Genomic DNA, 23739 nt, shown 5'->3' on the forward strand with positions numbered 1-23739 from the left:
TGTGCAAGACTTCAAGATGACCTTCACGCTCGGACCCCGGGCCATTGCGGCGGGCTACAAGCTCGCCGCCTTCGATCGGATCGGCTCGACCAACGCCGAGGCGCTTGCTCGAGCCCGCGACGGCGAGCGCGGGCCGATGTGGTTCGTGACGCCCGAGCAGACCGCGGGACGCGGCCGGCGCCAGCGTGCCTGGGTCGCGCCGCGCGGCAATCTCGCCAGCAGTGTCCTCGAGGTGATGGACGTCCAGCCCGCGATCGCGGCGACACTGGGCTTCGCCGCCGGACTGTCGCTGGAGGCGGCGCTGCAAAAGGTCAGCATCGAGGCGACGCTGCGGCTCGGGCGGAGCCCGGCATACACCCTGAAATGGCCGAACGACGTGCTGGCGGACGGCAAGAAACTGTCGGGCATCCTGCTGGAGGCCGAAGGCCTCGGCGATCGCCTCGCCGTCGTCGTCGGAATCGGCACCAACGTGGTGGCCGCGCCCGAGGGCACCCCGACACCGGCTGTATCGCTGGCGGCGCTCGGCGTCCAGATCGGTGCCGAGGAGCTGTTCGCAGCGCTGTCGGACGCCTGGGTCGAGTTTTGCGGCATCTGGGACAACGGCAGGGGCTTTGCCGAGATCCGCCGGCTGTGGCTGGAGCGCGCCGCCGGCCTCGGCGGCAAGGTCGCGGTCCAGACCGGGACCGCGGCGCTCGAGGGCATTTTCGACACCATCGACGATACCGGCTGCCTGATCGTCCGCACTGCCGACGGTCAGCGCAGGCCCGTGACTGCCGGCGAGGTCTATTTCGGCACCGCGGCCTCGGTGAGGGCGAACTGATGGCGCGCCCGGACGAACTGACCTTTGCGCCGCTTGGCGGCGTCGGCGAGATCGGCATGAACCTGTCGATCTACGGCCTCGGCAACCGGCATCAGCGATCCTTCCTCGCGGTCGATCTCGGCGTCTCCTTCGGCGACGAGGAGCATCTGCCCGGCATCGACCTGATCATGCCGGACATCCGCTTCCTGGAGAAGGAGCGCAACAATCTGATGGGCCTGGTGCTCACGCACGCCCATGAGGACCATTTCGGCGCCATCATCGATCTCTGGCCGAGGCTCGGCTGCAGGATCTACGCGACGCAGTTCAGCGCGGCGCTGTTCGAGGCCAAATGTGCCGCCGAGCGCAATCCGCCGAGGATTCCCATCACGGTGATCCCGTCAGGCGGCCGGGTCGACATCGGTCCGTTCAATGTCGAGTTCATCCCGGTCGCGCATTCGATTCCGGAATCGCATGCGCTCGCGATCAAGACCGAGGTCGGTACCGTCTTGCACACCGGCGACTGGAAGATCGACCCGACCCCGATCATCGGGCTGCCGACCGACGAGCGGCGGCTGCGCGAACTGGGCGATGAGGGCGTGCTGGCGCTGGTCGGCGATTCCACCAATGCCGTGCGCGACGGGCGGTCGCCATCTGAGACCGAGGTTGCCGCCACCATCAAGAAACTGGTTGGAGCGGCCAAGGGGCGGGTGGCCGTCACCACCTTCGCCTCCAACGTCGCGCGCATGAAAGCGGTCGCCGATGCCGCCAAGGCTGCCGAGCGCGAAGTCGTCGTGGTCGGCCGCGCCATGGAGCGGGCGGTGCAGGTGGCGCGCGAATGCGGCTATCTCGACGGCGTGCAGAATTTCCGCAGCACCGAGGTCTATGGCCATTTTCCGCCGGACAAGGTGCTGGCGTTGTGCACTGGCAGCCAGGGCGAGCCACGCGCGGCGCTGGCGCGGATCGCCAATGACGATCATCCGCAGATCACCCTGAACAAGGGCGACACCGTGATCTTCTCCTCCCGCACCATCCCCGGCAACGAGAAGGCGGTCGGCAGCATCATCAACGGGCTGGTCGAGCAGGGCGTGGAGATCATTACCGACCGCGACCACCTGGTGCACGTCTCCGGCCATCCGCGCCGCGACGAACTGCGCGACATGATCTCCTGGGTGCGGCCGCAACTGTTGATCCCCGTGCACGGCGAGGCCCTGCATCTGGCCGAGCATGCCAAGCTGGCGCGCGCCGCGGGCGTCCCGAAGGTCCTGACCTGCCGCAACGGCGATATGGTCAAGCTCGGCCCCGGCGATCCCGGCATCATTGGCGAAGTCCCAGCCGGACGGCTCTACAAGGACGGGAGCATCCTGGAGGACTCGAAGTCGCGCGCGGTGGTGGAGCGGCGGCGAATGGGATTTGCCGGCTGCGCCTTCGTTGCCATCGCGATGACCGAGCAGGGCGAGCTTGCCGACGACCCCGAGGTTGATCTCGTCGGCATGCCGGAGAAGAATGCCGCGGGCGAAATGCTCGACGACATCGTGTTCGATGTCGTGGTATCGACGATCGAGGGCTTGCCGCGGCCGCGGCGACGCGATCCGGATGCGCTTGCGGAATCGGTGCGCCGTGCGGTGCGGGCGTTGCTGAACGAGCAATGGGGCAAGAAGCCGATCTGCCTTGTGCACGTTCTGACGGTCGGTTGAGTTGGAGCGGCAACGGGGGGATACCTCTTCCTTGGGAGAGGTCGGCGCGTAGCGCCGGATGAGGGATAACGGTCTCTCGTGTGGCTGCGGCCCTCATCCGATTTGCTGCGCAAATCGACTTCTCCCCGTCGGGGAGAGGCGAAGCGAATTCGCTGCCGTAGCGCGCGAGTACAAAGGGAGAGAAGCATGCTGGGCCGGCTCAATCACGTTGCGATTGCGGTCAAGGACGCCAAGAAGGCGGCGAAGATCTATGGCACGGCGTTCAATGCCGAGATTTCCGACGCCGTGCCGCTGCCGGAGCACGGCGTGATCACCGTGTTCGTGACGCTGCCGAACACCAAGATCGAGTTCATCGAGCCGCTGGGCGAGGCCTCGCCGATCGCGAAGTTCGTCGAGCGCAATGCCGACGGCGGCATCCACCACGTCTGCTACGACGTGCCCGACATCATCGCCGCCCGCGACCGCCTGGTCGCCGAAGGCGCGCGCGTGCTCGGCGACGGCCAGCCGAAGATCGGCGCCCACGGCAAGCCGGTGTTGTTCTTCCACCCCAAGGACTTCTCCGGCGCCTTGGTCGAGATCGAACAGGCCTGAGACCGCATGGCGTACCAGATCTCCACGGGGCTTGCGATCTACTTCGTCCTTTGGTGGGTCGTGCTGTTCCTGACGCTGCCGTTCGGCGTGCGCAGTCAGCATGAGGACGGCATTGCTGCGCCCGGCACCGATCCCGGCGCGCCGGTGCTGGCGCGGATGGGGCGCAAGCTGCTCTGGACCACGCTGCTCTCGGCCGTGATCTTCACGATCGGGATGTGGGCCTATTACGCCGGCTATCTCTCGATCGAGCGGCTGTCGAGCCTGATGGGGATGCCCGCGTTCCACAACTGACAGGAAAAGGCCGGATCGGCCGAAGCGGGAGCGAGGATCAACTTCGCCCTGCGACATTCCGGAGGAGGCGACCACGATGAACCTGCAGGCACAACCAGGCTCCGGGCAGAGCCAATATCGAATCCTGCGCGAGGCCGATCTGCGCGGTTATCTCGCAGGCCTGCCCGCGATCGTCGCGCACCTCGGCGGAGCGCCGGCCGATTGGTCGATCAGCGAGGTCGGCGACGGCAATCTGAACCTCGTCTTCATCGTCAAGGGGACGAGCGGCGGCATCGCTGTCAAGCAGGCCCTGCCGTATGTGCGCCTGGTCGGTGAGAGCTGGCCGCTGCCGCTCTCCCGCGCCCATTACGAACATCTGGCGCTGGTGCATCAGGCGCGGCTAGCGCCGAAGCTGGTACCGTCGGTGCTGCATCACGACGGCCCGCTGGCGCTCACCGCAATGGAGTTGCTCGAGCCGCATATCATCATGCGCAAGGGCTTGGTTGGCGCCACGCGCTACCCACGCTTTGTCGAGGACATCTCGACCTTCCTCGCCCAGACTCTGTTCTTTTCGTCCGACCTTGCGCTGTCGGCCGCCGAGAAGAAGGAGGGGATCGCGGCGTTTGCCGGCAACCACGCGCTCTGCAAGATCACCGAGGATCTGATCTTCACCGATCCCTACCGTATCGCCGAGCAGAACCGCTGGACCGCGCCCTACCTCGATGCGACCGCGGCTGCCTTCCGCAACGATCTCGACCTGCATGTCGCGATCTCGCGGCTCAAGCTGAAGTTCATGGCGAGCCCCGAGGCGCTGATCCATGGCGACCTGCACACCGGCTCGATCATGGTCACCGAGCAGGAAACGCGGGTGATCGATCCCGAATTCGCTTTCTACGGCCCGATGGGTTTCGATCTCGGCGCCGTCATCGGCAATCTCCTGATGGCCTACCTGGCCTCGGCCGGGCACGAACGTTCGGCCGGCGAGCGCGCCTCGTTCGAGGCCTGGCTATTGCAGACGATCGAGGGCGTCTGGACCGAGTTTGCCCGGAAATTCCTTGTGCTGTGGCGCAACGACGCCAAGGGTGACGGTTATCCGGCATCGCTGTTCGCAGGCGAGGCGGGCGCCGCGCGGCTGGAGGCGGAGCGGCAGGCTTACATTGCGCGGCTATTCCAGGACACAGTTGGCTTCGCGGCAGCCAAGACCATCCGCCGCATCCTTGGCCTCGCGCACAATATCGATTTCGAGTGGATCGCAGACGAGAAGCAGCGCGCGATCTGTGAGGCGCGCGCCCTCAGGCTCGCACGCAACATGATGCTGGAGACGCCGTCGTTCACGACGATTGGCGCAGTCACCGCGGCGGCCCGGGAGGTACGCAACTGGCAGCCGGAGTTTGCGGGATAGCTGGCCCTCCGAAACATCCGGAGGGCCGCTTCCGAAGAATCCGAAACTGTTCTCGCGGCATCCCGGGACAATGGGAAGCGCGAGGCGGTTCAACGCAACCATATTGCGCGCCGGCCCGCACGAGTGGTGTTTGCAGGACACACTCGCTGAACGACAGTCGCCGAACGGCGCTTACTTTCTTGCCTGGTCTGACCCCGAACGCGTAGTGATGCAGCGTGAATGGGGCCGCATCGTCAAGGCGCGATGCTGCAACGGCGGGCTCGATCCTTCCAGCGTGCTGCGCGCATGTGCTGGAGCAGGAGGTACCGCCGGCGGAATGAGCGGGTGGGCAAATGGGACAGTCCTTCGGGCGCGGCCTCACGTCGATGTCGGCGGGTGCAGCATCGTTAGTCCTGGTCACCCAGTTCTGTTGCTTGCCGGTCGGGCCGGCGCTCGCTGATGGCGGTCGGGGCGGCGACGCCCATCACGGTTCTCCTGTCGGCGTCGGCATAGGCGGCGCGGGCGGGACGGATGGCGTGGCGGGAGACGCTGGCTCGGATGCGGCCGCCAGCACCGCCAGCGGAGGTGGAGGTGGTGGTGGCGGCGGTGCCGGAGGGGCGCCCGGTGGACTGGGCGGACATGGAGATATTTTTGGCTCGCTTGGCGCAGTGGGCGGCGACGGCGGCGCGGGGGGCGCCGGGGGTGCCAATACACAATCGATCTCTCAAATCGACAACGCTGCGCCGATCGTCGGAGGCGTAGGCCAGTCTGGCGGCGCCGGCGGTAACTCGAACGGCGGTCCTGGCGCCGACGGCGGTGGTGGCGGTGGCGGCGGATCCGGTGGGCATGCCCTGGTTGTGACCGGAACCGCCGCGAGTTCGAACGGCTCGGCGCTCACGGGCGGCGTTGGCGGAGCGGGCGGCTCTGGCGGCACAGGCGCTGCTACAGGTGGCAACGGCGGCAATGGCGGCGATGGCGGGGCCGGCCTCAAGCTCGGCGGTTCGGGGATCGTCTTCACCAACACCGGCACCATCCAAGGAGGTCTGGGCGGTGTCGGCGGGCTCGGAGCCAATGGCAGCGGCAGAGGCGGCATTGGTGGCAACGGCGGAGCCGGCGGTGTGGGCGTCCTCGACGTCGCTTCGCATGCCGTGTTGATCAACGCCGGTGTGATCCGCGGTGGCCATGGCAGTATTGGCGGTCTGGGCGGCAGCGGTATTGAAAACGGCGCGTCCGGTGCGGCGGGTGCAGGCGGGATCGGTATTTCGGGAGCCGATCTTACCGTGATCAACAGCGGCACGATCTCCGGCGGACGTGGCAATCTCGGCGCCGGCGCCCAGGCCAATGCAGTCGTCTTCACCGGCGGCACCAATATCCTGGAGATTCAGGCAGGCGCGAGCTTCGCCGGCAACGTTGTCGCCTTCAGCAGCGCCGATACGTTGCGGCTCGGCGGCGCGACCGACGCCACTTTCGACGTATCGCAGCTCGGTTCGCTCTATCAGGGTTTCGGCGTGTTCCGGAAGACCGGCGCCAGCACCTGGACGCTTGTGGGTTCGACGGCAGCCCTCACGCCGTGGAGCATCGACCAGGGCGTCTTGTCGATCTCATCGGACGGGGCTCTCGGCAGCGTCTCGGGAAAGCTGAGCTTCAATGGCGGCGTCTTGCAGACGACTTCCGCCATCTCGACCACGCGCGATGTCGCGCTGAACTCCGGCGGCGGCACGTTCCAGACCGATGCCGACCTGATACTCGGTGGCACGATCTCGGGCCAGGGCTCCCTCACCAAAAGCGGCGCAGGTACGCTGGTTCTCGCCGGCTCCAGCACCTATCAGGGAGCGACGGCCGTCAACGCCGGCAGGCTGCAGGCGGGCGCGGCCAATAGCTTCTCAGCCGGCAGTGCCTTTACGGTGGCGAGCGGAGCGGTGCTCGATCTCAACAGCTTCAACCAGACCGTCGGTTCGCTGGCCGGCGCCGGCGCAGTCGCGCTCGGTTCGGCGACATTGACGACCGGCGGCGACGGCACCAGCACCACGTTTTCCGGCAGTATCTCCGGGAGCGGCGGGCTGACCAAGAGCGGCGCGGGCATGCTGGTTCTCACTGGCAGCAGCAGCTATACGGGCGCGACCAACATCAATGGCGGCGTGCTGCAGGTCGATGGCGCGATTACAAGCTCCTCAGCGGTCAACGTCAGCGCCGGCGGCACTTTGACCGGCACCGGTCTTGTCGATCCTCCGAACACGGTGAGCATTGGCTCCGGCGCGACGCTCGCGCCCGGCAATGCCACGCCGGGGTCGTCGATGACGATCGCCGGCAATCTAGCCTTTCAGTCCGGCGCGCTGTACGTGGTCAATCTCAATCCGGCAACCGCGTCCTTTGCCAACGTCACCGGCACGGCGGCGCTCGGCGGGGCGACCGTCAATGCGATCTTCGCCAATGGCAGCTACGTCGCGAAGCAATACTCCATCCTGACGGCGAGCGGCGGCGTCAGCGGGACCTTCGCCGGCCCGGTCAATACCAATCTGCCTGCGGGATTCAGCTCCTCCCTCAGCTACGACGGTAACCACGCTTTCCTCAATTTGGTGCTGAACTTCACCGGCCTCACCATCCCCGGCGGATTGAACGCCAATCAGCAGGCCGTTGGAAACGCGCTCTCCAATTCCTTCGCCAGCGTCGGTACGATTCCGCTGGTCTTCGGTGCGCTCACGCCGGCAGGGCTGACGCAAGCCTCCGGCGAGCTCGCAACCGGCTCCCAGCAGACAACGTTCGATGCGATGAACCTGTTTGTCGGGTTGCTGACTGACCCCTTCATGGCGCGCAACGGAGGCAACGGCTCCGCGGGCGGCGCCACCGGTTATGCGGAAGATGCCTATGCGGCGGCGAGCCGGCGGACCGATGCCTTCGCGATGGTCACCAAGGCGCCGTCGCGCCTGCCGGTCGAGCCGCGCTGGAGTGTCTGGGTCTCCGGCTTCGGCGGCTCGCAATCGACCGACGGCAATGCCGCGACCGGTTCGAACAACGCGGCGAGCCGCATCTATGGAACGGCGGTCGGCGTCGATTACCTGATCTCGCCGAACACGCTGGCGGGTTTTGCGCTCGCCGGTGGCGGCACCAATTTCAGCGTCAACGGTCTCGGCACCGGCCGCTCCGACCTGTTCCAGGCCGGTGCATACGTCCGCCACACCAACGGCCCGACCTATCTCACCGCCGCGCTCGCCTATGGCTGGCAGGATATCACCACCGATCGCTTCGTGACGATCGCGGGCGTCGATCATCTGCGCGCGGAGTTCAACGCCAACGCCTGGTCCGGCCGCATCGAGGGCGGCTACCGCTTCGTGTTGCCATGGGCGGGCGGCATCGGGATCACGCCTTACGCCGCAGGCCAGTTCACCAGCTTTGAGTTGCCGGGCTACGCGGAGACGGCTGTCTCCGGCGCGAGCGCCTTTGCACTGGCTTACAACGCCAAGAGTGTCACCGACAGCCGCAGCGAGCTCGGCCTGCGCGCCGACAGGTCCTTCGTGATGCAGGACGGCATCCTGACGCTGCGCGGCCGCGCCGCCTGGGCGCATGATTTCAATCCGGACCGCTCGATCGCCGCGACCTTCCAGACGCTGCCGGGCGCGAGCTTCGTCGTCAACGGCGCCGCGCAAGCGTTCGACTCCGCGCTCGCCACCGCATCCGCCGAGATGAAGTGGATCAACGGCTGGTCGGCCGCCGCGACCTTCGAAGGCGAGTTCTCGAACGTGACGCAGAGCTACGCCGGCAAAGGCACGCTGCGTTACACCTGGTAGGCAGAGCCGCCACGCCCAGTCTCGCCGGGGCAAGCACGTATAAGCCGTAACCCATCGCGCAGGGAAAGCCGGAGTGTTATTGCACCCGGGCCCATGGGTGCGATCGGCACCCGGCTTTCCCTGCGCCCTCTACGAAGTGAGAGGGCAGAACGAAATGCAAAGCTCGGACAATCATGTCGCGAGAATGCGGAAGTTTGACTCACCAGCCGTGCAACACATTCAGTGTCGTCCCTGCGAAAGCACTATGGCATCTACACGTTTGCGGTGCCGTATACGAGGATTTGGAAGCGAGCCATCCCGATGTGGAAGGTGATTGGTCCAGGTGGGCGATGCGAGGCGTAGCCGGTCCATCCGCCGAGCTTTGCGATGATCCACGCCGCCCAGGCGACAGTGTTGGGGCGATGGTGGTTCTTCTGGAGCTCGGTGCGGCCTTTCAGGGTTTTATTGATGGCCTTGAGCGCGTCGATCTCGTCCGGCGTGAACACAAATTCGGCCGGCAATTCTTCACCGCCATTGCGGGCTTGGACAAGCTGGATGACGAGACATGCCACTCTGGTGGCGATCGCCACCAGTTTGATCAGGCCTTCAGCGCTGTCGAGCTGACTATCCTCGATGCGCAGACCCTGGCTCTTCAGCGAGCGGAAGAGCTGCTCGATGATCCAGCGCTGCTTGTACCAGAGACGATCCGCCAGGCATCGGCGGCGGTGGCGACCGGATGGGTGGTCAGGAGCAACCAATGAATGGGCTGGGCGCCCTTCGGGGGGTGCAACTCGACGACTTCGACGAAGCTGACTTTGACGCCCTCCGCCAAGTCTTTCACGCCGGGGCGCTGCGGCCGTTTGAGCACAACGGTTCCAAAGCACATGGAGAGGTGGGCCTGGCGAGCGCTGCGATCCATCCGCTGCGGCAGATCGATCACCGCCTTGCCGCAGAAGCCGGCCCGCCCGACTGCCTGATAAAGCGTGCCGCCATCGACCAGCGCATGGTCGTGCATGGCGCGCGACAGAAGGTGGACATTGTCAGCGGGCGTCAGCGCCCAGTGGGCGAAGAAATCTCCCTCGCGGTCGTTGACGACGGTGATCATACCAGCTGCGGCCAGAACATCGCGGCCTTGCTCAGCGGTCGTCACCCAGCGCGCCGACTCCTTGTCGGCCAAGGCTCGCTTCTCGTGAGCGATCTTCGCCGTGCGCTTGCGCGTCCACACCTTGCCGCCAGTGAGCCCGAGACAGACCCCGCTGTCGGCATCGACTGCCATCATGGCATGCAGCAGCACGCCACGCGCGTTGCCTTTGCCGACCTTGCCCAAGCCGCGCCGATGTCCCGGACGGGTGTGGAACTTGATCTCGCTGGTATCTTGGATTGCCAGCACATGTCGCCCGCTGACCGCGGCTGACGTCTGCAGGCTCCAGCCTTCAACCAGCTTGTCGGTCGTGACCCGTGGATTGTTCACAAACCGCCAGAACGCCATGTTCGCAGCCCAGTCGCCCTGCGCCATCTGGCGCAAACAGACGTTGCGCGTGCAAAGCACAGCCCGGAGAAGCGCCGCCCCCTTTTATCAAGGCGAACGTCTCCAAACTTGCCAAGGGACAAATCCGGTTCCTGCTGCATCTCTGGCGCTCCTTCGAATCAAAACGCCAGACAGAGAATCATACAAGTCGCTGCGGCGACCGCACATCATGCCGTCCCGAGTCAATCTGTCGCGCCCCAAAGATGTGTAGATGCCCTAGTGCGAAAGCAGGGACCCATAATCACAAAGGGTCATTGTTAGGCGAAGCTGGAACGACGAGTCCGTCCACAAGGCCCGCTGCGGAGTATGGGTCCCTGCTTTCGCAGGGACGACAACTGGAAAGAGCCGTGCCCTGACCTATTGTCGTCATGCCGAGCTGGCTTCGGCCAGGCTACTCCGCCGCCCGCTCGCGCAGCCGCTGCGCATAGACGTTGATGATCAGCGCGGCGAGCAGGATCAGGCCGCGGATCAGGATCTTCAGGAAGCTGTCGATATTGACATGGTCGAGGCCATTGTTGAGCACGCCGAGCACGAACAGGCCGACGATGGTGTTGCCGATGCCGCCGCGACCGCCGAACAGGCTGGTGCCGCCGACCACCACGGCCGCGATCGAATCCAAGAGATAGGTGTCGAACTCGTTCTGCTGCGCGCTGCCGAAATGCGCCACCCCGAGCATGCCGCCGATCCCCGAGCAGACCGCCGAGATCACCATCACGCTGCCGAGGATCAGCTTGACGTTGAGGCCGGAAAACTCCGCGGCCTCGCGATTGCCACCGACCATATAGACGTAGCGGCCGAACCGCGTGTAGGTCAGCACCAGATGGCCGCCGAGCAGCATCACGGCGGCAACGATCACGATCCAGGGAATGCCGCCGATCGAACCGGAGCCGAGCGTCGTGATCAGGTCCGGCACCTTGTAGGCGATCTGGCCGCGCACCAGCAGCGCGGAGACGCCGGCCGCGATCTGCATCATCGCCAGTGTCATGATGAAGGAGGGGATGCCGATCATGGTCAGCCCCAGTGCGTTGACGACGCCGAGCAACGCGCACAGCGCCAACGCCAGCAGGATCGCGGCCCAGCCGGGCATCGGAACGTTGGCGATGTTGACGTAGGACTCCTGCAGCGTGAAGTAGGCGACCGCGATGCCGGTCACGTTGGCGATGCTGGCGATCGAGAGGTCGATCTCGGCGCACAGGATCACGAAGGTGAGGCCGACCGCGATGATGCCGGTCACCGAGACTTGCGTGAGGATGTTGCCGACATTGTCGAGCGTCGCAAACGATGGGCTCGCGATGGCAAAGAAGGCGCTGAGAAAGATCAGCGTCAGGAACGGCGCGATGTTGCGCATCTGCGAGCGCAGGAAGGGCGCCAGCCCGCGCGACCGCTGGTGATCCGCTCGCGCTGTCGCGCTGTCACTGCTTGTCATCATGTATCCCCATCACGCCGCTTCCAACAGGCGGTCCTTGCTCACCGCCTCGCCGGCGAATTCTCGCACCACCGTGCCGCGCTTCAGGACCAGGATCCGGTCGGCCAGCGACAGCACCGTCTCCGGCTCCGTCGACAGCACGATGATCGCGAGCCCCTTGGCTCTGAGGTCGCGGACGATGTTGATCACGTCGTTTTTGGCGCCGACGTCCATGCCGCGGGTCGGTTCGCACAACACCAAAAGGCGAGGCGGGTAGGTCAGCCATTTTGCCAGCGCCACCTTCTGCTGGTTGCCGCCGGAGAGCATGCCGAGGTCGAGCCCCACGACCGGCGGCCGGATCTGCAATTGCTCGACCTGGCGCTGCGCGATCGCGCGCTCGCGGACCGGCTTGAGCAGCAGGGCGGAGATCCGGTCGAGAATGCTGATCGAGACGTTCTTGTAGACCGGCTCCTGGTGGAACAGCATCGCGCGCCGGCTTTCTGGCACCAGCGCGACACCGGCACGCCGTGCCGCTGCGGTGCTGTGGAATGTCCTGGCGGCGCCGTCGACCGCCAGCGTTCCGCCGTCCGGCCGCAGCTTGCCGAACAGGATGCGCGACAGCTCCAACTGGCCGCAACCCATGAAGCCGTAGATTCCGAGCACCTCGCCGGCGCGGGCCTCGAACGAGACGTCCTGGAGGCTGCGGCCGAGCGAGAGCTGGTCGACCTTCAGGACCACCGAACCGGCGCCCGATTGTGGCAGCATCAGGTCGTCGGTGTAGCTGTGCTCCAGCACTTCGCCGCCGCGGCCGATCATGGCCTCGATCAGGGCGCCCTTGCTGGTGCTGGCGGAGGCGGTCTCCGCAACTTTCCGTCCATTCCGGAACACGGTCACGGTGTCGGAGACACGCAGGATGTCTTCGATGAAATGCGAGATGAAGACGATGCTGGTGCCCTCGTCGCGCAGCCTGCGCAGCGTCGCAAACAGACGCTCGACCTCGGGCGGGGAAAGCGCCGAGGTCGGCTCGTCCAGGATGACGATGCGCGCGCCGGAGAACAGCACGCGGGCGATCTCGATGAGCTGTTGCAGGCCGATCGGGAGGTCGCCGAGCCGGCTCATCGGATCGACGTCGATGCCGAAGCGGGCGAGCTGCTCGCCGGCCTCGCGCGCCATCCGCCGCCATTGCACCAGCCCGAGCCGGTTGGTCGGCTGGTTGCCGAGGAAGACGTTCTCGGCCACCGTCAGGTCGGGCGCAACGCTGAGCTCCTGATGCACCATAGCGATGCCGGCTGCGTGCGCGTCGCGGGCCGAGTGGAAGCGGGTCTCCTTGCCATCGAGCATGAAGCGGCCGGAGAACTCCGGATGCACGCCGGCGATGATCTTCATCAGCGTGCTTTTCCCGGCGCCGTTTTCGCCGACGAGGCCATGGATCTCGCCGGCATAGAGCGAAAAGTCGACCCCACGAAGGGCTTCGACACCGCCGAAGGCCTTTGTGATCTGGTTCAACTCGAGGATCGGGGAACGTCCCTGCGACATGAGGGCCGCTCAGATCAGGAAGTGGTCCTCCATCCATTGCATGCCGGGGGCGTTGGCCTTGGTCACCACCGGGCCGTCGGTCACCACATTCTTCGGGATGCCCTGGCCGCTCTTCTCGCCGCTGACGACGGCAGCGACGCCCGCGATGATGGCGCCGCCATGGATGCGGCAGGATGGATTGCGGACGGTCGCGAACATGCGGCCTTCGCTGACCGCCTGGATTGCCGGCGGCATAGCGTCGACGCCGCCGATCAGGATGTTGGTGCGGTTATGCGCCTTCATGATGTTGTAGGCGGCGAGCGCCATGTCGTCATTGTGGAAGAAAGCCGCATCGATCTGCGGGTACTTGGTCAGATAGGTTTCCCAGAGGCGGGCAGTCTTGGAGACGTCCCAGTCGGCGGGCTGGGTGTCCAGCACCTCGATGTTCGGGAATTGCTTGACCACCGAGTTGAAGCCCTTGGCGCGGCCCTGCGCACCGGTGTGCCCGAGCGCGCCCTGGGTCATGATCATCTTGCCCTTGCCGCCGATCGCGTTGCACAGCGCTTGCGTCACCGAAGCGCCCATGAATTCGTTGTCGGGGGCAAGGAACGAGTGGACGTTGATTTGATCGAGAGGAGCAATCAGCGTGTCCATGTCGATCACGGGAATGCCGGCGTCGATCATCTTCTGCACGGGCTGGGTGAGGGTGCCGATGCCGAAGGCCTGGATCGCGACGAAATCCCATTTCTGCGATGCCATATTGTCGATCGCGGCGCGTTGCTTGACGGCGTCGAGCTGGCCGTCGAACCATGTGACGTCGACGTTGAACAGCTTGCCCCAGAACTCGGCCGCCTTCTTGCCCTGCGCGCACCACGTCGCCTGCAATCCGGCGTTGGAGAATGCGGCCTTCAGCGGCTTTTCCGAGCGGCCCATCTCGGCGGCAAGCGCCGGGTTGACGCCCATTCCACCGAACAATGCGGCTGCCGCTCCACCGGCTGCCGCCATCTGCAGAAGATCGCGTCGTGTCGTCGGAGTTTTATCCATCCCTGGCATTGGTGTTTGCTCCCTCTTTCATTTTTCTGGCCGTCGGCATCAGTTGCACGCGCCGCGGATAAAGCGAGTGTGTCACAATCGGAACGGCGACGCTACGCCCTCGCGGTGACGCGATGTTGCTAATCCGGCTGCTGCCGAACGATGGCCTCGAGGTCGCAGAGCAGCTTGTGCCACGCAGCATCGATCTCGTCAGACCATTGCTCGCCGAGAAGCTCGCGCAGGGTTGCGGCAATCACGCCGAAGAATGCGACGAACAGGTCGCGCGGCGTACCGTAGGCATCATGCGAGGACACCTCGCATTCGATCAGCCGGAAATGTCCGGTGCGCTCGCCGGCAAAGTCGAGGAGAGCCTCGATCGTGAGCGACAGCATCGAGCCCTTCACCGGCTCGCTGCCTTCGCTGCGAAACATCACCTGCGCCTCGGGGTGTTCGCGAAACAGGCGGCGATAGACCAGCGGCGTGAGATCATCGCAGGCCGCGGCGGCGAGCTCGAAGCTGTGTTCGATCGGGTTCGTTGATGAGGTCATTGCCGGTTGCGATCATCACACAAAAAAAGAGCAGGGCTCCGAGCCCTGCTCCAAAAATTGTGTCGACCCTATTGCCCCAAAAATACGATTTGATCTTGATTGATGGGGTGACGCTGCTTCTGCGCGCCGGGCTCCTCCCGAGACTTGGACCACCAAGACTAACCTTGCGGCTGGCCTAGGGCCGAATTGGTAGACCATCTTTCCAGGCTTGTCACCATTTTCGGCAACGAATGTTCAAAATTCGAGCAATTTGCGAAATGATTGGGATGATGCCACTGTCGGTTGCAGAATGAGCTCGAAAACGCGCGACCGGGTAAGGGGATATGGCGGCCGGCGCTGTCTGTGGCGCGATCGACACGGGGCGCGATTTCGTGCCGCCGGAATAGACTGAGGCCGTGCGGTGTCTCGACTTCCAGGGTCCGTGGTGGTTAGTTCCTTTCCGGATGGGTTTCGCGATGCGCCGGCGGCTTAAGAATTTCCTGCCCATAGTCCTGGTTGCCCTGCTGGTGCAGATTTTCGCACCGATCGGGGCCTGCTGGGCGGTGAGCCTCGCCGCGTCCGACCCGCTGGCCGCTGCCGGCATCTGCCACGCTGACCCGGGCTCCGGAGCGGGGCAGAGCGACCAGAGCAGTCAGCACGCCCATGACGGCTGTTGCGCGGTGTGCAGCGTGCTGCAGACCGGGGCCCCGATCGATACCCCGCAAGCATCGGCGTCGCCCGTCGAACGTGCGGCGAGCCAAGTCGCCTGGCACGATTTCGCGTCCGACGTCGTTAGGTCCGGCGCCGGCTCGCACGCCCAGGCGCGCGCTCCACCATTTCCTTCCTGACGACATTTTCGCAGCCGGTGCGTCCTGCGCGCCGGTGAATTGCCCTTGAGCAGACCGGCCCATCCGCCGGCGTCGGGATTCATCCATGTTTCGTCATCATGCCCGCGGTGGCATGAGCGTGCTCGCACTGAGCTCCGCGCTGTCCGCGACTCCATCTCTGGCGGGGGCCGAGACGCCGGCTGTCGCGCTGCCGCCGGTTACTGTCGAGGCACCCAATCCGGCGGCGCGGGCCAAGCCGGCAGCGCCGAAGCGGAGGGCGCGTACCGTGTCCGCCCCGAGACCAGCGCAGCCGCCGGGAGCGAGGGCTGTGGCGGCTACCTCGCCGCGGCAGGGGGGGACGCCGCTCGCGGCGCGCGAAAGCCTGAATCGGGCGCCCGCCGGCCAAACGCAAACCACGATCGACCGCAGCCAGTTCGACGATCGTCCGTCGTTCTCGGTCGCGGACGTGCTGCGGGATAGCCCGGGCATCTCGATCAAGCAGGGCAACGGGCCCCGCGATTTCGGCATCTCGATTCGCGGATCGAATGCACGGAATGGCTTCGGCATCCGGAACCTGGTGATCTTCGACGACGGGTTCCCGGTCACGCAGCCGGACGGCCTGTCCCGCAGCGATCTGATCGATCCGCACGCCTATGGCGCCATCGACGTGATCCGCGGGCCTTCGTCGGCACTCTATGGCAACTACGCGACCGGCGGCGCACTGAATTTCCGGACCCGGCCGGGTGCCTCGATCGACGGCGTCGAGTATGGCGTCGACGGGGGCAGCTTCGGATACCTCAATAACTATTTCGCCGCCGGCAAGAAGATCGGCAGCTTCGAAGGTTCACTGTTCGCAAGTGACGCGCGCGGCGACGGCTTTATCGGCAACAGCTGGTTCAACACCCAGACCGTCAATTTCCTCGGCACCTTGCAGGCGACGCCTGACGACCGCTTTACGGTGAAGCTCATCAACAACGATCTGACAGCGCGCCTGCCGATCCGGTCGTCGCTCAATCAGTTCTACCAGAATCCGTTCCAGCAGGGATGCACGACCGGAGCCACCGCCGCACCGGGATGCGGGACCGTCACGTTGTTCAACAACGGGTTCAATTCGGCAGCAGGAACCGACAAGGAAACCGCCCTCCAGGCCGGTCTCGGACGCGACGATCGTCGCACCATCGTTGGTGCTCGCTGGGAGCACGATTTCGACAACCAGACGACCTGGCGCAACCAATTCGTCTTCGATGACCGTAACATCAACCAGCCGACGGGATCGACGAGCGCGATCGGGGACTTCCCGTCCTACAACTACATGAGCGATGTCGTCAGACGTGGTGAGATATTCGGGATGGAGTCGACCGCCTATTTCGGCGGCTTCTACAATACGCTCTCGGCCTCAAGCGATACCCGCAACGTGATGCCGGGCGGCAACGCTACGCTCGGAAGGTTGTCCAGTAACCTGTTCAGCGACACGACGAACTATGGTCTTCGTGCGCGCGAGGAGCTGAAGCTCACGCCTGCTTTGACGGCGATCGCCGGCATCGGCTGGGAGACCACCAATCTGACCGGTCGAAACACTGCCTACACCTATACTGGTCCTGCCGGGGCCACCACTACAGCGATCACCACCGCAGATCGACAATTCCAGAATACCGCGCCCGAGCTTGCGCTGCTCTACAGGCTGAATAGCGAGTGGCAATTTCGCGGCCGGGTGGCGACCGGATATGGCACGCCGCAGGTCAGCAACCTCTTCGTGCTTCCGGACGGCTCCTCGGGCAACAACACCCAGCTTCGGACTCAGAAGAACCTCGGATACGATATCGGGGCGGACTGGACGCCGAACAATGCGCTCAAGCTGAGCGTCACGGGTTTCTACGAATTCTTCAAGGACGAACTCGTTTCGCAAGCGACGCCGCTCGCAGGGATCACCTATACCTTTAATGCGCCGCGATCCGAGCATCGTGGCGTCGAACTGGCTGCGGACTGGAAATTCCTGCCCGGCTGGCGGCTCTCCGCGGCCTACACCTATCTCGACGAGGTCTACACCGAATACACGGAAAATATCACCAACGGTGCGGTGTTCAGCTTCAACCGCGCCGGCAACAAGATTCCCGGCATTTCGCCCAATGAGCTAACGGCTCGGCTCGGCTACGACCAGTTCTCCGGTCCGTTGCAAGGGCTCGGTGGGTTCGTCGAAGTCCAATGGAAGGATGCCTTCTACATGGACAATGCGAACCTGCTGAAGGCGCCCGGCTACGAGCTGGTCAATCTGAACCTCCATTACAGGACCGATCTCGTCTCCGATTACTTCAAGGCGCTCAACCTGTATGTCGAAGTGCGGAACGTCTTCGATCGGACCTACGTGGCTTCGGCGAACAACATTGCGAACTCAGTGACTCCAGCAGGCGTTCAAAATCCCGCGAGTATATTGGCGAACACCACCGGCTCGATCTATGCCGGGTCGCCGCGCGCCTTCGTGGCGGGCATGAAGATCGCGTTCAAATGAGGAGCGCATCCGTGACATTTGGCAAACCCACGATCCGGGCGGCCTTGACGGCGCTCATCCTTGCGGCCTCGCCGGGCCTCGCTGTTGCGCAGATGAGCCATCAGCACGGCTCCGAAGCCGCGTGCGAGGAGACCACGCTGCGTTGCGCGACGAAGGTCACTCCCGCCTTTGGCCGGGACGGGACGTTGTGGCTCGTCTGGATGGCCGGCGGCCAGATTTCGGTAGCGAATTCCAAAGATCACGGCAGGAGCTTCTCTGCGCCTGTTCAAGTGACACAGGAGCGGCTTAATCTGGATTGGGGGCCCGATGCGCGACCCAAGCTCGCGATCGACGCGAAGGGCAACATCGCGTTGGCCTTTTCGATCTTCCGCGATCAGGCGTTCAACGGCGAGGTGCTCACCACGCGATCGACCGACGGCGGCCGGAGTTTTGCTCCGCCGAGGCCGATCACAGGGAATAAGGAAAGCCAGCGATTCGAGGCGATCGGCATCGATCCCAGTGGCACGGTGTTCGTTGCCTGGCTCGACAAGCGCAATCGTGTGCCGGCGCAGCAGAGCGGCCAGAAGTACGACGGTGCCGGGTTGTTCTTTGCGACCTCAGGTGATGCTGGTGCGAGCTATTCCGCGGCCCGGTTGGCCGCGGACAATACTTGCGAGTGCTGTCGTCTCGGGCTTGCATTCGATGGCGCGGGCCATCCGGTCGTTGTGTTCCGAAATATCTTTGAAGGCGGGGTGCGGGATCATGCGATCGTGACGTTCACCGATCTGGCGACGCCCGGAGAGGTGCACCGGGTCAGCCGCGACGACTGGCAGATCGCAGCATGCCCGCATCACGGTCCCAGCCTGACCATTTCGCCTGAAGGCACCTACCACGTGACATGGTACACCAACGGCAAGGCACGCAAGGGACTGTTCTACGCCCAGTCGCGCGACGGCGGGAAGACATTCTCGAACCCGCTGCCGGTCGGTCAGCCGAACCGGAGCCCGTCGCGTCCCCAGATCATCTCCGGGCCGCACGGGTTGGTAATGGTGTGGAAGGAATTCGACGGGCAAAAGACGTCAGTCAATTTGATGACGTCGCGTGATGATGGTGCGACCTGGTCGAACCCGAGGACAATCGCCGGCACCTCCGACAGTTCGGACCATCCGCTGCTCGTCTCGGACGGACAACGGACCTACCTGTCGTGGATGACCAAGGCCGACGGCTATCACTTTCAGGCAATCGAGGGCGAACCATGAAGCGTCATCTGCTTGCGTCGCTCATTATTGTGATCACACTGCAGTCCGGATCGGCTTCGGAGGAAGGCGTGCTGCGGCCGTTCGAACGCGGAAGCTGGCAGAAATTGCTGCATGACCATGCGGGACGTCCCACGCTTGTGCATTTCTGGGGCGTGACCTGCGGACCGTGCAAGGTCGAACTCCCGCAACTCGGCCAGTTCATGAAGGATCATCCGGCAATCGACGTCGTCACCATCAGCGCGGATCTGGTTCCCAACCTTCCGGAGGCGACGCGATCGATGTTGGCTCGGGCAGGGCTCTCGTCGGCGGAGAACTGGCTCTTCAATGATGGCTTCGCCGATCGACTGAGGTTTGAGATCGACCCTGCCTGGCAGGGCGACATCCCGCGTACGATGCTCGTCGCGCGCGACGGGTCGATTACGACGATCGAAGGATCGGCGGAGATCGCCGATCTGCAGCGATGGTCTGATGCGCAGGCCACAGCAATTCACTAGCAAGCCCGATTTAACCTAAACCAAGGAACTAATCAGCATGAACACCTTCTCACGCATCCTCGCTCTCGCAGCCTTCGCCGCGGCATTCGTTGCAATGCCTGCGTCCGCAGAGGACATCAAGGCGGGCGATCTCGTGATCACGCAGGCCTGGGCGCGTGCCACCCCGAACGGCGCGAAGATCGGGGGCGGTTACCTCACCGTCGAGAACAAGGGGACCGCGCCCGACCGCCTGCTCGGCGGCACCGGCGACATCGCGGGCAAGATGGAAATCCACGAGATGGCGATGGACAACGGTGTGATGAAAATGCGCCCGATCGAAAAGGGCCTGACCATCGAGCCCGGCAAAACCGTCAAGCTCGCACCCGGCGGCTACCACCTGATGATGTTCGACCTAAAGAGCCCACTGAAGCAGGGCGACAAGGTACCGGTCACGCTCGAATTCGAGAAGGCCGGCAAGGTCACGGTCTCGCTCGATGTCCAGGCCGTCGGCGCGCAGGCACCCGGCGGCGGTGATAAGTCCGGGCATGGCGATCATTCCGGTCACATGGACATGAAGAAGATGTGAGGACGAACATGAGACGTGTTCTTCTGGCGGGCGCCATCGCGGCGCTCGCGATGTCGCCCGCCGTCGCACATATCACACTCGAAGGAAAGCAGGCGGCGATCGGCTCTTATTACAAGGCGGTGTTCGCCGTACCGCACGGCTGCGCGGGCTCGGCGACGGTCAAGATCCGCGTGCAGATTCCGGACGGCGTGATCGCGGTGAAGCCGATGCCGAAACCCGGCTGGAATGTCGAGTCGATCAGCGGCAAATATGCGACCGAGTACGATTATCACGGACGGAAGTTCTCCGAGGGCGTGAAAGAGGTCGCCTGGAGCGGCGGCAAGCTCGCGGACCAGAATTACGATGAGTTCGTGATGATGACGTTCCTCACCGACACTTTGAAGCCGAATACCACGCTGTATTTCCCCGTCGTCCAGGAATGCGAGGAGGGTGTCAGCCGCTGGATCGACATTCCGGCTGACGGCTCGGGGAATGGCCACAGCCAAGGCAGCAAGACGCCGGCACCCGGCGTCAGGCTGCTGCCGAAGTCATAAAGCCATGCGGCTGGTCGCACGTCTTGTCGCGCTGCTGCTCGCAGTGTGTCTTGCGACCGCGGCCCATGCTCACGCGGTGCTGGTCGGCGCGGAGCCGGCAGACGGCAGCGTGCTGGAGGTGGCGCCGAAGACGGTGGAACTGCGCTTCAACGAGGCGGTGGCGCCGACTGCGGTCAGCCTGCTCGATGCCACTGGCAAGCCGCGCGACGTCGCGATTGAGGCCGTCGATCAATCGGTACGGGTGACGCTGCCGGCCGATCTGCCGCAGGGCACGCAGGTGGTCAGCTATCGCGTGGTGTCGCAGGACGGCCATCCTGTCGCCGGCTCGCTGTTGTTCTCGATCGGTGTCGTGACCGGCTCGGCGGCGCCGTCCGGCGACAGCGCGGTCGATCCGCTGATCTGGCTGGTGCGGATCGGCGTCTATCTCGGGCTGTTCGTCGGCGTCGGTGGCGCATTCTTCGCAGCATGGATCGGGCGGAAGCGCACGGGCAGCGCGGCGATCCTGGGATCGCTCGGCATCGGTCTCGTCAGTGCGATCGTCTCGCTCGGTCTTCTGGGGATCGATCTCTTGAACCTGCCGATCACGGGGCTCGCGACGCGCGCCCCGTGGGTCAGCGCGCTCGCCACCAGCCTTGGTCCCTCGATGCTGGTTGCGATCGCCGCGATGCTGATCGCCGCGATCGGCTGGCGACGCCCGTCGGGCGCAGCGACGTGGATCGCAACCGCCGTCGCGATGGCTGGCGTGGGCGCGACGCTTGCTACGAGCGGGCACGCGGCGACGGCATCACCGCAGTGGCTGACGCGGCCGGCGGTTTTCATTCATGGCGTCGGTCTGGCCTATTGGGTCGGCGCGCTCGCGCCGCTTGCGGCGATGATGTGGCGGCGGAATGACGACAGCCTTCCACAGACGCTCCGCCGCTTTTCCAACGTTGCGGTGCCGGTGGTCGGGTTGATCGCGCTGTCGGGACTCGCGCTCGCAATCGTTCAGCTCGAAAGTTTTGGTGCGCTGATCGACACACGATACGGCAACATCCTTGCATTCAAGCTCGGATTGGTCCTGTTGCTGCTTGTGCTGGCCGCGCTGAACCGGTTGGCGTTCACGCCGGCCGTTGTGCGCGATAGCCGCAAGACGAAGCCGCTGTTGCGATCAGTCGTGGGGGAGTGCGTGCTCGCGCTTGCGATTTTCGCGCTCGCGGCGGGCTGGCGCTTCACGCCGCCGCCGCGCGCGCTCGCGATGTCGACCGAGGATGTCCCGCTCGCGGTTCATATCCACGCCGATGCTGCGATGTTCCAGGTCCTGATCGGACCGGGCAAGGTCGGCCAGAACGATTTCGTGTTGCAGTTGATGAATGACGATGCGAGCCGTCTTGCCGCCAAGGAGGCGACGCTGACGCTCAGCCTGCCCGAGCGCGGCATCGAGCCGATGGAACACAGCGCGGCCCTTGGACCCGATGGCTACTGGCACGTCCGCAAGGTGCCCTTGCCGTTCCCGGGCCGCTGGCACATGCAGATCGACGCTCTTGTGACCGACTTCAAGAAAGTGACGCTGGAAGACGATTTCGAGGTGAGGTAAAGGCGACCCCGGTGCGACGGGCTGCGTTTGGAGGATGCCATGCGCTCAAATGGCTGAAAATCGCCTGATTTGACGGGTTTTTCGCAAGTGCTGGCCTTGTGTTTTCACACCCGATCCGGTTTCACTGCAGTTCTTCCGACGCTTTCCTGATTCTCTGAGTAACCCCATGCGATTGTCGCGGTTTTTTCTGCCCATCCTGAAAGAAAATCCGAAAGAGGCGGAGATCGTCTCGCATCGCTTGATGCTGCGCGCGGGCATGATACGGCAAGAGGCGGCCGGAATTTATGCCTGGCTGCCGCTCGGCTTCCGGGTGTTGAAGAAGATCGAGCGGATCGTTCGCGAGGAACAGGATCGTGCCGGCGCGCTCGAGCTCTTGATGCCGACACTGCAACTCGCCGACCTCTGGCGGGAAAGCGGCCGTTACGACGCCTATGGCCCGGAGATGCTGCGCATCGTCGATCGGCACAAGCGCGAGCTGTTGTACGGGCCGACCAACGAGGAAATGATCACGGAGATCTTCCGCACCTACGTCAAGTCGTACAAGAACCTGCCGCTCAACCTTTATCATATCCAGTGGAAGTTCCGCGACGAGCAGCGGCCGCGGTTCGGCGTGATGCGCGGCCGCGAGTTCCTGATGAAGGACGCATATTCGTTCGACCTCGACGAGGCCGGTGCGCGCCGCTCCTACAACAAGATGTTCGTGGCCTATTTGCGCACCTTCGCGCGGATGGGGCTGCAGGCGATCCCGATGCGGGCCGAGACCGGCCCGATCGGCGGCGACCTCAGCCATGAATTCATCGTGCTCGCGGCGACCGGCGAGTCCGGCGTCTACATCAATCGCGACGTGCTCGATTTGCCGGTGCCGGGCGCGGACGTCGATTATGACGGCGACCTGACGCCAATCATCAAGCAGTGGACCTCAGTCTATGCGGCGACGGAGGACGTGCACGATGCGGCGCGCTTCGAGCGAGAGGTGCCCGAAGCCAAGCGCTTGAACACCCGCGGCATCGAGGTCGGCCAGATCTTCTATTTCGGCACCAAATATTCCGACAGCATGAAGGCGCTGGTGGCTGGACCCGATGGCGTCGACGTGCCGATCCATGGTGGCTCCTACGGAGTGGGCGTGTCGCGTCTCGTCGGTGCGATCATCGAGGCCTGTCACGACGACGCCGGCATCAAATGGCCCGAGGCGGTTGCGCCGTTCCGCGCCGCGATCCTCAACCTCAAGCAGGGCGATGCCGCCGTGGATGGCGCCTGCGAGCAGCTCTACCGCGATCTCACGGCAAAGGGCGTCGACGTGCTGTACGACGACACCGATCAGCGGGCCGGTGCGAAGTTCGCCGCGGCCGATCTGATCGGCATTCCCTGGCAGATCCTCGTCGGTCCCAAGGGACTCGCGGATGGCAAGGTCGAGGTGAAGCGTCGCAGCGACGGTTCTCGCGACAACATGAGCCCTGCCGACGTGGTCGCGAAGCTCGCGGGTTAAAGTTTATCCAC

The 23739-nt window shown here is 64.5% G+C and carries 21 protein-coding genes; 14 read left to right on the top strand and 7 right to left on the bottom strand.

The features are described 5' to 3' along the window. Window positions 1-16 precede the first annotated feature (16 nt). The 5 genes from P6U30_RS17750 to mtnK all read left to right on the top strand — a co-directional run bounded on the left by P6U30_RS17750 (window position 17) and on the right by mtnK (window position 4756). Window positions 17-820 carry a biotin--[acetyl-CoA-carboxylase] ligase gene (locus P6U30_RS17750; RefSeq protein WP_407170477.1) on the top strand — a complete coding sequence of 268 codons (804 nt, stop codon included), beginning with the start codon at window positions 17-19 and terminating at the stop codon, window positions 818-820. Further along, on the top strand, window positions 820-2493 hold the full coding sequence (locus P6U30_RS17755; protein ID WP_407170176.1) for a ribonuclease J: 1674 nt from the start codon (window positions 820-822) through the stop codon (window positions 2491-2493). The genes P6U30_RS17750 and P6U30_RS17755 overlap by 1 nt, the downstream gene beginning before the upstream one ends. 186 nt (window positions 2494-2679) lie before the next feature. Beyond that, window positions 2680-3084, top strand: a complete 405-nt coding sequence (gene mce, locus P6U30_RS17760) for a methylmalonyl-CoA epimerase (protein WP_407152285.1) — start codon at window positions 2680-2682, stop codon at window positions 3082-3084. A gap of 6 nt (window positions 3085-3090) precedes the next feature. Beyond that, window positions 3091-3375 (top strand): DUF1467 family protein, encoded by a 285-nt coding sequence (locus tag P6U30_RS17765; RefSeq protein ID WP_407152286.1) that lies wholly within the window; start codon window positions 3091-3093, stop codon window positions 3373-3375. A gap of 76 nt (window positions 3376-3451) precedes the next feature. Then, window positions 3452-4756: an S-methyl-5-thioribose kinase gene (mtnK, locus tag P6U30_RS17770; protein ID WP_407170177.1), complete on the top strand. Its 1305-nt coding sequence runs from the start codon at window positions 3452-3454 to the stop codon at window positions 4754-4756. A 386-nt stretch (window positions 4757-5142) separates the two neighbouring features. Here the strand turns inward: mtnK and P6U30_RS17775 are convergent, their stop codons facing one another. Next, window positions 5143-5583 carry a hypothetical protein gene (locus P6U30_RS17775; RefSeq protein ID WP_407170178.1) on the bottom strand — a complete coding sequence of 147 codons (441 nt, stop codon included), beginning with the start codon at window positions 5581-5583 and terminating at the stop codon, window positions 5143-5145. 9 nt (window positions 5584-5592) lie between these two features. Here P6U30_RS17775 and P6U30_RS17780 point away from each other — a divergent pair, with 9 nt between their 5' ends. After that, complete coding sequence (locus P6U30_RS17780; RefSeq protein ID WP_407170179.1) at window positions 5593-8520, top strand: autotransporter domain-containing protein; 2928 nt, start codon at window positions 5593-5595, stop codon at window positions 8518-8520. Between the two features lie 251 nt (window positions 8521-8771). Here the strand turns inward: P6U30_RS17780 and P6U30_RS17785 are convergent, their stop codons facing one another. From P6U30_RS17785 to P6U30_RS17810, 6 genes are all read right to left on the bottom strand, one after another. After that, window positions 8772-9257 carry a transposase gene (locus P6U30_RS17785; protein ID WP_407170180.1) on the bottom strand — a complete coding sequence of 162 codons (486 nt, stop codon included), beginning with the start codon at window positions 9255-9257 and terminating at the stop codon, window positions 8772-8774. Then, on the bottom strand, window positions 9152-10015 hold the full coding sequence (locus tag P6U30_RS17790; RefSeq protein WP_407170181.1) for an IS4 family transposase: 864 nt from the start codon (window positions 10013-10015) through the stop codon (window positions 9152-9154). The genes P6U30_RS17785 and P6U30_RS17790 overlap by 106 nt, the downstream gene beginning before the upstream one ends. A 403-nt stretch (window positions 10016-10418) precedes the next feature. Continuing rightward, a complete protein-coding gene (locus P6U30_RS17795; protein ID WP_407170182.1) occupies window positions 10419-11453 on the bottom strand; it encodes an ABC transporter permease in 1035 nt (344 codons plus the stop codon). A gap of 12 nt (window positions 11454-11465) precedes the next feature. Next, window positions 11466-12968: a sugar ABC transporter ATP-binding protein gene (locus P6U30_RS17800; protein ID WP_407170183.1), complete on the bottom strand. Its 1503-nt coding sequence runs from the start codon at window positions 12966-12968 to the stop codon at window positions 11466-11468. 9 nt (window positions 12969-12977) lie between these two features. Beyond that, complete coding sequence (locus tag P6U30_RS17805) at window positions 12978-14000, bottom strand: sugar ABC transporter substrate-binding protein (RefSeq protein WP_407170184.1); 1023 nt, start codon at window positions 13998-14000, stop codon at window positions 12978-12980. Window positions 14001-14119: 119 nt separating this feature from the next. After that, complete coding sequence (locus P6U30_RS17810; protein WP_407170185.1) at window positions 14120-14527, bottom strand: globin; 408 nt, start codon at window positions 14525-14527, stop codon at window positions 14120-14122. Between the two features lie 455 nt (window positions 14528-14982). Between P6U30_RS17810 and P6U30_RS17815 the strand changes: the two genes are divergently transcribed. The 8 genes from P6U30_RS17815 (at window position 14983) to proS (ending at window position 23728) form a co-directional block, all read left to right on the top strand. Continuing rightward, window positions 14983-15354: a DUF2946 domain-containing protein gene (locus P6U30_RS17815; protein ID WP_407170186.1), complete on the top strand. Its 372-nt coding sequence runs from the start codon at window positions 14983-14985 to the stop codon at window positions 15352-15354. A gap of 85 nt (window positions 15355-15439) precedes the next feature. Then, window positions 15440-17839 carry a TonB-dependent receptor family protein gene (locus tag P6U30_RS17820; RefSeq protein WP_407170187.1) on the top strand — a complete coding sequence of 800 codons (2400 nt, stop codon included), beginning with the start codon at window positions 15440-15442 and terminating at the stop codon, window positions 17837-17839. After that, window positions 17836-19077, top strand: a complete 1242-nt coding sequence (locus P6U30_RS17825) for an exo-alpha-sialidase (RefSeq protein ID WP_407170188.1) — start codon at window positions 17836-17838, stop codon at window positions 19075-19077. The genes P6U30_RS17820 and P6U30_RS17825 overlap by 4 nt, the downstream gene beginning before the upstream one ends. Next, window positions 19074-19571, top strand: coding sequence for a TlpA family protein disulfide reductase (locus tag P6U30_RS17830; protein ID WP_407170478.1), 498 nt, complete (start codon window positions 19074-19076; stop codon window positions 19569-19571). The genes P6U30_RS17825 and P6U30_RS17830 overlap by 4 nt, the downstream gene beginning before the upstream one ends. A gap of 37 nt (window positions 19572-19608) precedes the next feature. Beyond that, on the top strand, window positions 19609-20136 hold the full coding sequence (locus P6U30_RS17835) for a copper chaperone PCu(A)C (RefSeq protein WP_407170189.1): 528 nt from the start codon (window positions 19609-19611) through the stop codon (window positions 20134-20136). 8 nt (window positions 20137-20144) lie between these two features. Then, complete coding sequence (locus tag P6U30_RS17840) at window positions 20145-20669, top strand: YcnI family protein (RefSeq protein ID WP_407170190.1); 525 nt, start codon at window positions 20145-20147, stop codon at window positions 20667-20669. Between the two features lie 4 nt (window positions 20670-20673). Further along, entirely contained in the window at window positions 20674-22242 is a 1569-nt protein-coding gene (locus P6U30_RS17845; RefSeq protein WP_407170191.1) for a copper resistance CopC/CopD family protein, read from the top strand. A 166-nt stretch (window positions 22243-22408) separates the two neighbouring features. Continuing rightward, window positions 22409-23728 (top strand): proline--tRNA ligase, encoded by a 1320-nt coding sequence (gene proS / locus P6U30_RS17850; protein ID WP_407170192.1) that lies wholly within the window; start codon window positions 22409-22411, stop codon window positions 23726-23728. Window positions 23729-23739: the final 11 nt, after the last annotated feature.

The sequence above is a fragment of the Bradyrhizobium sp. ORS 111 genome, from assembly GCF_045571485.1.
Lineage (GTDB): Bacteria > Pseudomonadota > Alphaproteobacteria > Rhizobiales > Xanthobacteraceae > Bradyrhizobium.